General features: G+C 65.6%; 10 protein-coding genes and 2 pseudogenes. 4 read left to right on the forward strand and 8 right to left on the reverse strand.

From position 1 onward, the window contains the following. Positions 1 to 102 (forward strand): annotated as a pseudogene (locus tag NCS00_RS15525) (IS3 family transposase); the annotation flags it as partial. A gap of 75 nt (positions 103 to 177) precedes the next feature. Here NCS00_RS15525 and NCS00_RS15530 read toward each other — a convergent pair. Together NCS00_RS15530 and gabT are read right to left on the reverse strand one after the other, a co-directional pair. Beyond that, on the reverse strand, positions 178 to 1,638 hold the full coding sequence (locus tag NCS00_RS15530; RefSeq protein WP_250440452.1) for an NAD-dependent succinate-semialdehyde dehydrogenase: 1,461 nt from the start codon (positions 1,636 to 1,638) through the stop codon (positions 178 to 180). A 739-nt stretch (positions 1,639 to 2,377) separates the two neighbouring features. Further along, positions 2,378 to 3,673 (reverse strand): 4-aminobutyrate--2-oxoglutarate transaminase, encoded by a 1,296-nt coding sequence (gene gabT, locus NCS00_RS15535; RefSeq protein ID WP_008353829.1) that lies wholly within the window; start codon positions 3,671 to 3,673, stop codon positions 2,378 to 2,380. Between the two features lie 115 nt (positions 3,674 to 3,788). Here gabT and pdxR point away from each other — a divergent pair. Both pdxR and NCS00_RS15545 read left to right on the forward strand, forming a co-directional pair. Continuing rightward, a pseudogene (pdxR, locus tag NCS00_RS15540) lies at positions 3,789 to 5,276 on the forward strand (MocR-like pyridoxine biosynthesis transcription factor PdxR). Between the two features lie 121 nt (positions 5,277 to 5,397). Next, on the forward strand, positions 5,398 to 6,591 hold the full coding sequence (locus tag NCS00_RS15545; RefSeq protein ID WP_175979559.1) for a M20 aminoacylase family protein: 1,194 nt from the start codon (positions 5,398 to 5,400) through the stop codon (positions 6,589 to 6,591). Between the two features lie 6 nt (positions 6,592 to 6,597). On the opposite strand, the gene NCS00_RS15550 is transcribed toward NCS00_RS15545, so the two are convergent. The 5 genes from NCS00_RS15550 to NCS00_RS15570 form a co-directional block, all read right to left on the reverse strand. Then, a complete protein-coding gene (locus NCS00_RS15550; protein ID WP_034474397.1) occupies positions 6,598 to 8,139 on the reverse strand; it encodes a methyl-accepting chemotaxis protein in 1,542 nt (513 codons plus the stop codon). Between the two features lie 138 nt (positions 8,140 to 8,277). Continuing rightward, the gene (locus NCS00_RS15555; RefSeq protein ID WP_008353824.1) at positions 8,278 to 8,439 is read right to left on the reverse strand and encodes a hypothetical protein; all 162 of its coding nucleotides are present in this window, start codon (positions 8,437 to 8,439) and stop codon (positions 8,278 to 8,280) included. A 27-nt stretch (positions 8,440 to 8,466) separates the two neighbouring features. Further along, positions 8,467 to 9,054: a glycosyltransferase family 9 protein gene (locus NCS00_RS15560; RefSeq protein ID WP_008353823.1), complete on the reverse strand. Its 588-nt coding sequence runs from the start codon at positions 9,052 to 9,054 to the stop codon at positions 8,467 to 8,469. Between the two features lie 295 nt (positions 9,055 to 9,349). After that, the gene (locus NCS00_RS15565; protein ID WP_008353817.1) at positions 9,350 to 9,856 is read right to left on the reverse strand and encodes a hypothetical protein; all 507 of its coding nucleotides are present in this window, start codon (positions 9,854 to 9,856) and stop codon (positions 9,350 to 9,352) included. Positions 9,857 to 9,995: 139 nt separating this feature from the next. Next, complete coding sequence (locus NCS00_RS15570; protein ID WP_250440453.1) at positions 9,996 to 11,492, reverse strand: UdgX family uracil-DNA binding protein; 1,497 nt, start codon at positions 11,490 to 11,492, stop codon at positions 9,996 to 9,998. A gap of 198 nt (positions 11,493 to 11,690) precedes the next feature. Here NCS00_RS15570 and NCS00_RS15575 point away from each other — a divergent pair, with 198 nt between their 5' ends. Continuing rightward, a complete protein-coding gene (locus NCS00_RS15575; protein ID WP_250440454.1) occupies positions 11,691 to 12,401 on the forward strand; it encodes a glycosyltransferase family 2 protein in 711 nt (236 codons plus the stop codon). Positions 12,402 to 12,408: 7 nt separating this feature from the next. Here the strand turns inward: NCS00_RS15575 and NCS00_RS15580 are convergent, their stop codons facing one another. Next, a complete protein-coding gene (locus NCS00_RS15580; protein ID WP_175979123.1) occupies positions 12,409 to 12,996 on the reverse strand; it encodes a nucleotidyltransferase family protein in 588 nt (195 codons plus the stop codon). Between the last annotated feature and the right edge of the window lie 98 nt (positions 12,997 to 13,094).

A 13,094-nucleotide genomic window follows, 5' to 3' on the forward strand; every position in this document is an offset into this window, starting at 1 on the left:
CGGAATCAGACGCTACATTCACTACTACAATCACCACCGCATCAAGCTGAAGCTGAAAGGGCTGAGTCCTGTGATGTCAGAACTCAGCCCTTAGCGGCCTAGCCCAAAACTGTCCAACTTTGCGGGGTCAGTTCAGAAAGCGCCGAGGCTTTTTCTTTTCGCGTCAACGAAACGCGATCACACCGCCATGCAGAGATACTTGATGACGACGTAATCGTCGATGCCGTAATGCGAGCCTTCGCGCCCGAGGCCCGACTGCTTCACGCCGCCGAACGGCGCGACTTCGTTCGAGATGAGGCCGGTGTTGATGCCCACCATGCCGTATTCCAGCGCTTCGGCGACGCGCCAGATGCGGCCGATGTCGCGGCTATAGAAGTACGCGGCGAGGCCGAACTCGGTGTCGTTGGCGAGCTGCACGACTTCATCGTCGGACGAGAATTTGAAGATCGGCGCGAGCGGGCCGAAAGTTTCTTCCTTCGCCACTTTCATGTCCGGCGTGACGCCGGTCAGTACGGTCGGCTCGAAGAACCCGTGACCGAGCGTGTGCCGCTTGCCGCCCGAAGCGAGCGCGGCGCCTTTCGCGAGCGCGTCCGCGATATGCGATTCGACCTTTTGCACGGCCGCTTCGTTGATGAGCGGCCCGAGCGCGACGCCGCTTTCCGTGCCGCTTCCGACCTTGAGCTTGCTCGCGGCTGCCGCGAGCTTTTGCGCGAAGGCATCGTAGACGCGCTCGTGGACGTAGAAGCGGTTCGTGCACACGCAGGTTTGTCCGCTATTCCGATATTTCGATGCAATCGCGCCTTCCACGGCGGCGTCGAGATCGGCGTCGTCGAATACGATGAACGGTGCGTTGCCGCCGAGTTCCAGCGTCACCTTTTTGACGGTCGGCGCGCTTTGCGCCATCAGCAGACGGCCGACCGCCGTCGAGCCGGTGAACGACAGCTTGCGCACGATCGGATTTCCCGTCATTTCGCCGCCGATTGCTTTCGGATCGCCGGTGAGGACGCTGAGCACGCCTTTCGGCAGGCCCGCGCGTTCTGCGAGCACCGCGAGCGCGAATGCGGAGAAGGGCGTTGCTTCTGCGGGCTTCACGACGATCGGGCAGCCGGCTGCGAGCGCCGGTCCGACCTTGCGCGTGATCATCGCGGCGGGGAAGTTCCACGGCGTGATTGCGGCGCAGACGCCGATCGGTTCCTTGGTCACGACGATGCGCTTGTCGGCAGCGGGCGTGGCGAGCGTATCGCCGGCGACGCGCTTGCCTTCCTCCGCGAACCATTCGATGAACGACGCCGCGTAGGTGATTTCGCCCTTAGCTTCGGCGAGCGGCTTGCCTTGCTCGGTCGTGAGGATGAGGGCGAGATCGTCGGCGTTTGCCATCATCAGGTCGAACCAGCGGCGCAGGATGGCCGCGCGTTCCTTCGCGGTTTTTTTGCGCCAGGCGGGCCAGGCGGTGTTGGCGGCATCGATCGCGCGGCGCGTTTCGGTTGCGCCCATGTTGGGGACTTTGCCGAGGGATTCTCCCGTTGCCGGGTTCACCACTTCAAACGTTTCGCCGTTGTCGGCTTGTTGCCATTCGCCGTCGATGTACGCTGCGTGACGCAAGAGCGTCGGGTCTTTCAGGTGTTCTTTCAGGCTCATTTGCTAGTCCTTTCGGGTCGGCTCGGGGTTGTCGCTGGATCGCGTTCTCGTGTCGGCTCCGGTTTTTCGCCGGATCCCGTTTTCTTAGTGGTCTATTAGCACTGCCCCTGTGCGGGGCGGCACATACTTTCTTTGCTGCTGCAAAGAAAGTAAGCAAAGAAAGCAGCTTCCGATACGCCCGCGGTCACACGCAATTTGGGTAGTCCTCTCGTCGTTCGTGGGCTGCCTAAAGAGTGCCCTCATAGGCCCCATCGAGCTTGGCTCGCGCACGGTCTGTGTCATCGCACCACACACCAAACGGGTTCAGCACCAAATAGCTCCGGCCCGCTTCGCGGCCGACCGGTCAAGCGGGTCCGCGCGTGCTTCGCTACTAACGTCTCAATCTCGCTGCACTTGCCGCACGTTGGTTTCCCTTGCATACGGGGCGGCAGCGCGTAGCGCTGTGCCGAAGCTCTTTCGTGCTGAACCAGTGTCCTCAGCGTTTTCGGGCGGCGGACCGTGCGCGAGCCAAGCCCGATTAGGTGTTTGAGGGCACTCTTTAGGCGAGTGCCGCCTGGGACGAGAGGACTACCCAAATTGCGTGTGACCGCGGGCCTGAAAAGCTGCTTTCTTTGCTTACTTTCTTTGCAGCAGCAAAGAAAGTGAGTGCCGCCCCGCACAGGGGCAACGCTAATAGACCGACGCGAATACGGGATCCGGCGACCAACGCAAAACAAAAAACCAAAAACCAAAAACCAAATCAAACCGCAACGCCAACAGTCTCCGTCAACACATCTTCAAGAATACCGAGCGCCTCATCAAAAACCGCATCCTGAATGGTGAGCGGAAACAGGAACCGAACCACGTTCGAATAAACGCCACAAACCAACAGCAGCAACCCGCGCTCCAGCGCCCGCGTCTGCACGAGCTTTGCAAAAGCAGCATCCGCATCATGCGAACCGGGCTTGCAGAACTCGACCGCGATCATCCCCCCCGGCCCGCGCACATCGGCGATCTGCGGCACATCGCCCTTCAGCGCTTCGAGTTTCGCCTTCAGCTTGTCGCCGAGCACAACCGCGCGCTCGCAGAGCTCTTCATCGTCGATGATGTCGAGCACCGCATGCGCCGCCGCCACCGCCAGCGGATTGCCCGCATACGTGCCGCCGAGCCCGCCCGGCGCCGCCGCATCCATGATCTCCGCGCGCCCGACGACGCCCGACAGCGGCATCCCGCCCGCCAGCGACTTCGCGATCGTCATCAGATCCGGCACGACGCCGTGATGCTCCATCGCGAACAGCTTGCCGGTGCGCGCAAAGCCCGTCTGCACTTCATCGGCGATCAGCAGAATGCCGTGGTCATCGCAAATCTTGCGCAGGCCGCGCACGAATTCCGTCGGCGCCGGAACGAAACCGCCTTCGCCCTGCACCGGCTCGAAGATGATCGCGGCAACACGCGTCGCTTCGATATCCGCCTTGAAAAGATGCTCGATCGCGCGCAGCGAATCCTCGACGGACACGCCATGCAGCGAATTCGGGAACGGCGCATGGAACACGTCCGACGGGAACGGCCCGAAGCCGATCTTGTACGGCGCGACCTTGCCCGTGAGCGCCATGCCCATCAGCGTGCGGCCGTGAAAGCCGCCCGTGAACGCGATCACGCCCGGCCTGCCCGTCGCGGCGCGCGCGATCTTCACCGCGTTCTCGACAGCCTCCGCGCCCGTCGTGAAAAACGCCGTCTTCTTCGCGTGCGAGCCCGGCGCGCGGGCGCTGATCTTCTCGGCGAGCGACACATACGACTCGTACGGCACGATCTGATACGCCGTGTGCGTGAAGCAGTCGAGCTGCGCGCGAATCGCCTCGACGATCTTCGGATGGCGATGCCCCGTATTGCACACCGCGATGCCCGCCGCGAAGTCGATGAAGCGGCGGCCCTCGACATCCCACAGTTCCGCGTTCTCGGCGCGCGCCGCGTAGAAATCGCACATCACGCCGACACCGCGCGGCGTCGCAGCGTTCTTGCGGGCGTGCAGATCGGCATTCTTGAGGTTGGTGCTCACGGAAATCTCCTGGATCGTTGGTGGCCGCATCGGCCGACTGAATATAGAGACGACTATAGTAAGATTTGGCCCTCAAGTTCAGAGCCATTTCAATAAATCTATAGGAGCCAATTTGATGTCGACGCGCGCAAGCGTGCTGTCCGACTGGCTGGCGCAGCGCATCGATCGCACGAACGGCCAGCCGATCTACCGGCAATTGCATCGGCTGCTACAGCAGGCCATCCTCACGCGCGAGCTCGCGGCGGGCGCGAAAGTGCCGTCGTCGCGCTTGCTTGCCGCCGAGCTCGGCGTCGGGCGCAACACGGTGACGCAGGTCTACGAGCAACTCGCGCTCGAGGGCTACGTGTCGTCGGCGACGGGGCGCGGCACCTTCGTCGCGGACAGCACGCCCGACGACATCGTGTTCGACGACGCGCCGCCCGCGGCGATCGCGCCATCCGATGCACAATCGACGCTCTCCACGCGCGGCGCGCGGCTGATTTCGGGCGCGGGCGTGTCGAAGCGTCAGGGCGGCGCGTTCATGCCGGGCGTGCCGGACGTATCGCGGTTTCCGTCGCGCGTGTGGAACCGGCTGCACGCGAAATACTGGCGCAAGCCGCTGCCCGATCTGCTCACCTACGCGCCGGGCGGCGGCCACGCGGGACTGCGCCACGCGCTCGCGCACTATCTGCGCACGTCGCGCTCGGTGCGTTGCACGCCGGAGCAGATCGTCGTGACGACGGGCATCCATCAATCCATCGATCTCGCCGCGCGCCTGCTCGCCGATCCGGGCGACACGATCTGGACCGAAGATCCGTGCTACTGGGGCGTGCGCAGCGTTTTGCAGGTTTCGGGGCTCGATCTGAAGGCGATTCCCGTCGACGCGGAAGGCATCGCGCCGACATCCGCCGATCTCGCGTCGCCGCCGAAGCTGATGCTCGTCACGCCGTCGCATCAATATCCGCTCGGCATGGTGATGAGCCTCGCGCGCCGCCGCATGCTGCTCGAATATGCGCGCCAGCACCGCTGCTGGATCATCGAGGACGATTAGGACAGCGAATTCCGCTACGGCAGCCGGCCGCTCGCGTCGCTGCAGGGCATGGACACGGCGGGGCAGGTGATTTACGTCGGCAGTTTCGGCAAGACGCTGTTTCCGGGGCTGCGCATCGGTTATGTGGTCGTGCCGGAAGCGCTCGCGGAGAGCTTCGCGATGGCGAGCGCCGAGCTGTATCGCGAAGGGCAGTTGCTGCAGCAGGCCGTGCTCGCGGAATTCATCGAGCAGGGGCATTTCACGTCGCATATCCGGCGGATGCGCGCGCTCTACGGCCAGCGCCGCGACGCGATGCTCGCGACCATCGCCGCGCGCTACGGCGACACGCTTTCGATCGCCGGGGGCGATGCCGGGCTGCATCTCGTGCTGAAACTGCCGCGCCACGTCGATGATCGCGCGCTCGCCGCCGCCGCGCTCGCGCAGAACATCGTCGTGCGGCCGCTGTCGGGGTATTACGCGCATCGGCCGGACGCGGAATCCGGCTTGCTGATCGGATATGCATGCGTGCCGGACGACGACATCGCGCCGGCTTTCGCCACGCTCGCCGACGTGATCGACCGGTTTCTGCGCTAAAAGCGGTCGAAATTTCACGATTCGCTTACGGTCAGCGAAAAAAACGCGCGCGGAACTGGCAAGCGCGGCGCATGTGGAGGATCATGTGCGCCGTTTTCCGATCAACCGCAAGGGCTTCTCCATGACGATCTCGTCCGACCACCACTTCACCGTCATCGCCGATCTCTCCGACGACGCGCCTTCGCTGCGCGAAATTCGCCACGATATCCATCGTCATCCGGAGTTGTCGTATGAGGAGACGCGCACTGCGGCGCTCGTCGCGGAGCGGCTCGAAGAGTGGGGCTGGACGGTGACGCGCGGCGTCGGCGGGACGGGCGTCGTCGGCACGTTGAAGGCGGGCGACGGCACGAAGAGCATCGGACTGCGCGCGGACATGGACGCGCTGCCGATCATCGAGCAGAGCGGCAAGCCCTGGGCGAGCGAGACGCACGGCAAGATGCACGCGTGCGGCCACGACGGCCACACGACGATGCTTCTCGGCGCGGCGCGCCATCTCGCGCGCACGCGCAATTTCAACGGCACGGTGCATCTGTATTTTCAGCCGGCGGAAGAGCACGGCGTGCCGAGCGGCGCGCAGAAGATGATCGAGGAAGGTCTTTTCGAGCGCTTTCATTGCGACGCCGTGTTCGGCGTGCACAACCATCCCGGCGCGCAGCCCGGCACGTTCCTGTTCCGCAAGGGGCCGTTCATGGCGGCGGGCGATCAGGTGTCGATCGTGGTCGAAGGCGTCGGCGGGCACGCGGCGCGGCCGCATCTGTCGGTCGATCCGGTCGTCGTGACGGCGAGCATCGTCATGGCGCTGCAGACGATCGTCGCGCGCAACGTCGATCCGGCGCAGCCGGCCGTCGTCACTGTCGGCTCGATGCACGCCGGAACGGTCAACAACGTCATCCCGAATCGCGCGACGCTCGAACTGTCCGTGCGCTCCTTCGACCCGCAAGTGCGCGAACTGCTCAGGCGCCGCATCAAGGAACTGGTGGAATCGCAGGCGGCGAGCTACGGCGCGAGCGCGACGGTGAAGTATCTGGAAGGCTATCCGGTCGTCGTGAATTCGGACGCGGAAACGGAGTTCGCTATGGAGGTCGCGCGCGAACTGGTCGGCGCAGAGAACGTCGTCGCGCACGCCGATCTGCTGATGGGCAGCGAGGACTTCGCGTTCATGCTGCAGCAGCGGCCGGGCTCGTTCCTGCGCCTCGGCAACGGTGCGGGCGAGGACGGCTGCATGGTCCACAACCCGCACTACGATTTCAACGACAAGAATCTGCCGGTCGGCGCGGCTTACTGGGCGCGCCTCGTCGAACGATTCCTGGCGTGACCGAAATCACGCCGGCAGCCTGAAACTTCCGATCGCCTCGCGCAGCACATCGACCTGATCCTTCAGCGAATGCGCGGCGGCGGCGGCTTCCTCGACGAGCGCGGCGTTCTGCTGGGTCACCTGATCCATCTCGACGACCGCGCGGTTCACCTGCTCGATGCCCGCGCTCTGCTCGCGCGACGCGTGGCTGATCTCGTCGAGAATCTCGTTCACGCGGCGCACCGATTGCACGATTTCCGTCATCGTCGCGCCCGCGTTCGTCACGAGCGACGCGCCTTGCTCGACCGTCTGCGTCGACGTTTCGATGAGCGCCTTGATTTCCTTCGCCGCCGTCGCCGAGCGCTGCGCGAGACTGCGCACTTCCGCCGCCACGACCGCGAAGCCGCGTCCCTGTTCGCCCGCGCGCGCCGCTTCGACCGCCGCATTCAGCGCGAGGATGTTCGTCTGGAACGCGATGCCGTCGATCACGCCGATGATGTCGCCGATCTGCTGCGAGCTCGCGGTGATGCGCGTCATCGTGTCGATGACGTCGTCGACCACGCCGCTGCCGCGCGTCGCCACGTCCGCCGCCTGCTCCGCGAGACGCGCCGCCTGCGCGGCGCTCTCCGCGTTGTTCTTCACGTTCGCGGTCATCTGATCCATGCTCGACGCGGTCTGCACGAGCGCCGCGGCCTGTTCCTCGGTGCGCTGCGACAGATCGGTGTTGCCCGCCGCGATCTCCGACGCGCCCACGTTGATGTTGTCCGTGCCGCTGCGCACCCGCGACACGGTATCGACGAGACCGCTCTGCATCACGCTGAGCGCGTGCAACAGACTTGTGGTGTCGTTCGGACGGACGTCGACGCTGCTCGTCAGATCGCCACGCGCGATGCGATGCGCCGCGTCGACCGCCAGTTCGAGCTCGCCGCCGAGATTGCGTTTGATGCTGCGCAGAACGATGAGCATCGCGGCCGTCGCGAAGCCGCCGAGCACGGCCGTGATCGCGAGCCAGCGCAGCGCGCTTGCCCAGAACGCGCTCTGCACGTCGTCCATGTACATGCCGGTGACGATGTACCAGTCCCACTGCCCGAAGCGCTGCGAGTAGGAGAGCTTGCCGACTGGCTTGTCGCTGCCGGGCTTCGGCCACAGATAGCTGATGAAGCCGCCGCCGGGCTGATCGCCCGCCTTGACGATATCGACGAACAGGCGAGTGCCCGCCGGATCGGCATAACTCGACAGATCCTGCCCGTTCATCGCGGACTTGATCGGGTGCATCACCATCCTCGGATGCGAGTCGTTGATCGAGAGATAGCCGTCCGTGCCGTAGCGGATCGCGCCGACCACTTCCAGCGCGCGCTTTTTCGCTTCGTCTTCGGTGAGCGTCTTGTTCGCGGCGAGCGCCGCGTAGTGCGCGGTGATCGAGTGCGCCTCGTTGACGAGCGTCTTCAACTGCTCCTTGCGGTCGTCGATCATCGACGTCCGGTTTTGCCATGCCCCGATGATCCCGATCGCGATCAAGCCGATCCACAGCACGGCGATCAACGAGCCGAGCTTCTTGTTCAACGTCATTCTGTTCATGTTGCGCCCGTCGCCTGTTTGCGTTGTATTCGCGTTGTCGTTTGCGACGGCGCACGCCGCCGCATGCCCGCTTTACGGCAGGCATGGGCGACGAATGTAGGGCGGGAATTCCCGTAGGGAAGCGTCGGATCAGAGACGCCGGATCGGATCCTTGTCGGGCGGCGCGTCGGGATGCTGCGGCTCCTCCGGCCGATGACCGGGCGAAGGCGGCGTGAGCGGATCGGCTTCCGGATCGCGGTTCGGGTCCGCGACGGGATCCGGAACGGGATTGGTCTGCATGTCGAATTTCATGATGTCCCCCGAAAGGTGGCTCTTCGTCTATGCCGATTCGTGCGCCGCCGGCATGTGCAGCGTGAACGGCTCGCCCGGATGCGCGCCGCCGGTGTGCGAGAGCGCGTCGCGGGCGTGTGCGGCGATCGCGTCGCTGCCGGTGTCGCGCGGATGTTCGTCGAGCACGATATGCGGCGTGCCGAGCGCGCGGGCGGCGGCGACGGGCGAGGACGCTTCGGCGTCGTCGGACAGGAGCAGCCGCGCATTGGCGATCAGGCGCGGCAGCGTCGCCGGCGCGACGGCGCCCGCGAGAAAGAGCGCGGCCGTCTGCATCGCGCCGAGCACGCCGGCGGTGCGCTCGGGATCGGGCGAATCGCCGACGATCGCGATCTGCCAGCCATCGGCGGCGAGCTGGTCGGCGACATCGGCATATCGTTCGGCGGGCCAGGCGGGCGCGGCGTGATGGCTGCCCGGATGGATCAGCACCAGGCGCTCGCGCTCGATGCCGTGGAACGCGGCGAGCGTGTCGTAATCGTCGCTCCCGTCACGCGCGGCGGCGGGCGGGGCGCTCGGCGCGTCGGGGACGAGCGTTGTCGTGAGGTCGTCGCTCAACGTGGAAAGGGGATTGGCTCGCATCTTGGCTCCTGCAAGTGGCGTGGCCTCGCTCGATTCGGCGCAACTCGCGGGGCCGCGCGCTTGGCAAGCACCCGCCATGCCCGGCGCGTTTGCGGCACGTTCCGCCTGAAAATGCCCGCGTTGGACACAGATTGCGTTCCGAAGCGTGACAGTTTGAGCGTCGATTGCGGCATCTGTCACGTATTGAAGGAGGCGCGGCGGCGCTCGTCAAGGCGCGAAGTTTTCAGCGTCGATGTAAAAAAGCCGCCACCTCGCGATGGCGAGGCGGCGGCTTGGATGCGGCGTCGAGCGGCGCTCAGGTTTCCGTGTTGCCGTCGGCGGCGGGCAGCGTCTTCGGCGTGAACGCTTCGGCGCGGCGGCGGATGCCGTCGACTTCGCCAGTCACGAACGTGCGCTTGTCCGCGGCGAGCGCTTCCTGATACGACACGCCTTCCGGCACGCGATGCAGCAGCGCGCGCAATTCGCCTTGCGTCGTCTGCTCGACGGGCTCGTAGTCGTAAAGACCGAGCTCCAGTTCGGCGCGCTCGTGCAGGATGAACAGGCACGACGCGAACACCGCGACGCCGAGCACTTCCTGCACGCCGAAGCGGAATGCGTGCGGCACAGGCGAGAACGGCAGCCACGCGATGAGCGCGACGCCCGCGAGCGCCACCGCGATGGTCACGTTGAGCAGCAATTGCAGACGCGCGACGATGCGCTCGCGTTCGGTCTTCAGTTGCCCGGCCGATTTCGGCACGAGCGCGCGTGTGTGCAAGCCCTGCGATTGTTGACGGCGGAGTTCTTCGAGCGGGAGAGCGGCCATTTGGGTGTGATGTGGACCATCGGTGAGCGCCAGTCGGCGCGACACCGGTATAACGCGCGGCTTACAGGAACGTTGACGACGCTTTCGTCTTGTTGCGTCCTGTTTCGTCCTGTTTCGTCCTGTTGCATCTGCGGCTCGCTCAGCGCGTCGGGTCCTTCACCGGCGTGCGGATGGTCGCGGTGCCGTCGGCGATCTGCTGCGCGAAAACGAGCGCCTCGACGATCGTCCCGAAGACTTCCGCGCGCACTTTGTCGTCGGCGAGGCGCATCAGATACGACGGGTGATACGTCGGCACGATGATGTGCCCCTTATGCTCGATGGTCTTGCCGAGATACTCGGACAACGCCGTGCGATGCCCCGTGAGCGCCTTGAGCGCCGTCGCCCCGAGCGCGACGACGACTTTCGGCCCGATGCGCTTCAGTTCTTCGTCGAGCCAGTAGCGGCAGGCTTCGCGTTCGCGCTGCGCGGGCGCGAGATGCGCGCGCTCCTCGCCTTGCGCTTCCCATTTGAAATGCTTCACCGCGTTGGTCAGATAGAGCGATTCGCGCGCGATCTGCGCCTCGGCGAGCGCTTCGTCGAGCAGCTTGCCCGCCTGACCGACGAACGGCTTGCCCTCGCGGTCTTCCTGATCGCCCGGCTGCTCGCCGACCAGCATCACGCGGGCGTCGCCGGGACCGACGCCCGGCACCGCCTGCGTCGCGTTGCGCCACAGCGCGCAGCGCCTGCATGCATCGAGCGACGGCGGCTCGATCAGCATCGTGCCCTTGATCGGCTCCAGATCCGTGTTGATGGCGACTTCCATGTCGGGCGGCACATTACGCGGATGACGGTCGCGCCGCGAATAGGGATCGGCGCGGGAGATCAGCGCGGGATCGGTGCGCGCGTTCTCCGGGCTTTTCCAGTAGCGCACCGGCATATGCGACGCCATTTCGGCGGCGTTTTCCTGCGCCGGCGCGAACGTGCTCTCGTAATACGCGAGCCAGAGCGCCTCGATGGCGTCGCCGCTGATGGCTTCGCCGCTCATCGCGGTGTCGCCGAAATCCATCGGCTTTTCTTCCGGCTCGCTCGTGCGGTCCACGCGCAGGAGCGCGCCGTCCCAGAACGCGGCGCCGTGCGGCGTGGCGATCATCCACGTGGCGCTGCCCATGCGCGTGGCGAAGTGCATCGCGGCGTGCTCCAGCACATCGTGCACCGGCTCGAACCAACTGATGAACTCGGGCGGCCCGAGCGACGAATCGCGATGCCGGAAACGCAGCACTCTGCGCATTTCGCTTTCTTCGGCCTCGACCGATTCGATCATGCGCCGCAGCCGATGCCCGTCCGGATCTTCCGGCGAGGCGATCGCGCGGTCGCCCTGCGTCCAGCGCCACAGCGCCTTGTAGAGAAACCGCCAGCGGTCGGGCGCGCGATAGCACGCCGCCGTTTCGAGCATGGCGAGGAATTCGCGCGCGATCTTGACCGGCTTCTTCGCATTCGGATCCGACGGGCCACGCGACGCAACGATGGAGCCGAACACCGTTGCCGATGCATCGGTTTCGAGCCATTCCACGTCTTCCGGGCGCGCGTCTTCCATGAGGAGATTGCGCGCCTCGGTACGCCAGGCAGCGAACGACGGATCGATGGTGACGCTTTTCATCGGCGAACGGAATCATAAAAGCACTGTATATCCATACAGTAATTCTAGCGATTCCCGCCGCTTTTCAGCAACTATTTAGAGACGATCGCGCCCTTATACGGCGGAGCGGCCCGCCATTCGCGGGAACGGCCATTGCTGAAATTCATCCATCGCGCCGTCCGATTGCCAACGGAAAAAAACTCACACACGGAGCCGCCAATGCTTGCCATCGTCATTCCTGCTCACAACGAAGCCGCGCATATCGGCGCGTGCGTCGCGGCTGCACGTCGCGCGGCAGATCATCATCAACTGCTTGGCGAGGCGGCGCGCGTGATCGTCGTCGCCGACAGTTGCAGCGATGACACCGCCGCCATCGCGCGGGCGCTGGGCGCGGAAGTGACGTGCATCGAGGCGTGCAATGTCGGCGTCGCGCGCGCGCATGGCGCACAGCGGGCGCTGGCGCTGGGCGCGCGCTGGCTCGCGTTCACCGATGCCGATACGACCGTCGCCGCAGACTGGCTCGTGCGCCAGCTCGACTGCTGCGCGGACGCGGTGTGCGGCGTGATCGGCGTGCGCGACTGGTCGCCGCATATCGGCGCGGTGCGCGAGCACTTCGGGCGCACTTATACCGATGCGGACGGGCATCGGCATATTCACGGCGCGAACATGGGCGTGTCGGCGAGCGCGTACGTGAAGGCGGGCGGATTTGCGCCGCTGGAGACGAGCGAGGACGTGGCGCTCGTCGAAGCGCTGATGGCGACCGGCGCACGGATCGAGTGGAGTGCGTCGCCGCGCGTGGTGACGAGCGCGCGGACGGATTTCCGGGCGAAGAAGGGATTCGGCGCGACGCTGCTCGACGTCAGCCGGCGCTATCTGCCGATCGGCGCCGACGCCGAAGATTCCGCGGAAACGGCGGCGATCGCGGCTTAAGTCGCGCTCAAGTCTGCCCGAGGTCGCTCGGCAAATCCACGTCGCGCAGCACGTTCGCATCGTCCACTTCGACGATGAACGGCTTGTGCGTCGTGAAGATGGCGCGTGCGCCCGCGTCGCCGTCGAGCGTGGCGAGCATCTCGCGATGCGCGATGCCGAAGCCCACCGGATGCCCGCGCTTGCCACGATGGAACGGCGCGACGAGCGCTTCCCCGCCGTCGAGCGCACGCGCGACCGCTTCATACGACGACGCTTCGATCCACGGCATGTCGCCGAGCGCGACGAGCCAGCCATCGGCTTCGGACGTCGCGCGCACGGCCGCGGCGAGCGTCGCGCCCATGCCGCGCTCGGCGTCGACGCTGAAGATGACGTTGCAGCCTGCTTCGTTGAGCACGTCGGCGAGCTTTTCGGCGCCGGGACGCACGACCGCGATCACTTCGGCGCACACGGCGAGCAGCCTGCGCGCCGACTGGAACACGATGGACGTTCCGTCGGGCAGGGTGGCGAGCAGCTTGTTGTGGAGTCCGGACGGGTCGAAACGGGTGCCGAGACCCGCCGCCAGCAGAATGCCGGTCGCGTTCGACGAATAGGTCATCGCGGGTGCTCGTGTGGGGATGAATCGCGATTGTGCGGCGCATCGAACGGCGTCGCAAGCATAAAAAAACACACGGCGGCCGGGCGGACCGCCGTGTG

The sequence above is a fragment of the Caballeronia sp. AZ1_KS37 genome, assembly GCF_023631165.1.
Lineage (GTDB): Bacteria > Pseudomonadota > Gammaproteobacteria > Burkholderiales > Burkholderiaceae > Caballeronia > Caballeronia zhejiangensis.

What these genes read in the sequence shown, in the direction of transcription:
- NCS00_RS15530 (WP_250440452.1), bottom strand. Translation starts at nt 1,638, where the DNA reads ATGAGCCTGAAAGAACACCTGAAAGACCCGACGCTCTTGCGTCACGCA.
- NCS00_RS15545 (WP_175979559.1), top strand. Translation starts at nt 5,398, where the DNA reads ATGACGATCTCGTCCGACCACCACTTCACCGTCATCGCCGATCTCTCC.
- NCS00_RS15550 (WP_034474397.1), bottom strand. Translation starts at nt 8,139, where the DNA reads ATGACGTTGAACAAGAAGCTCGGCTCGTTGATCGCCGTGCTGTGGATC.
- NCS00_RS15555 (WP_008353824.1), bottom strand. Translation starts at nt 8,439, where the DNA reads ATGAAATTCGACATGCAGACCAATCCCGTTCCGGATCCCGTCGCGGAC.
- NCS00_RS15560 (WP_008353823.1), bottom strand. Translation starts at nt 9,054, where the DNA reads ATGCGAGCCAATCCCCTTTCCACGTTGAGCGACGACCTCACGACAACG.
- NCS00_RS15565 (WP_008353817.1), bottom strand. Translation starts at nt 9,856, where the DNA reads ATGGCCGCTCTCCCGCTCGAAGAACTCCGCCGTCAACAATCGCAGGGC.
- NCS00_RS15570 (WP_250440453.1), bottom strand. Translation starts at nt 11,492, where the DNA reads ATGAAAAGCGTCACCATCGATCCGTCGTTCGCTGCCTGGCGTACCGAG.
- NCS00_RS15575 (WP_250440454.1), top strand. Translation starts at nt 11,691, where the DNA reads ATGCTTGCCATCGTCATTCCTGCTCACAACGAAGCCGCGCATATCGGC.
- NCS00_RS15580 (WP_175979123.1), bottom strand. Translation starts at nt 12,996, where the DNA reads ATGACCTATTCGTCGAACGCGACCGGCATTCTGCTGGCGGCGGGTCTC.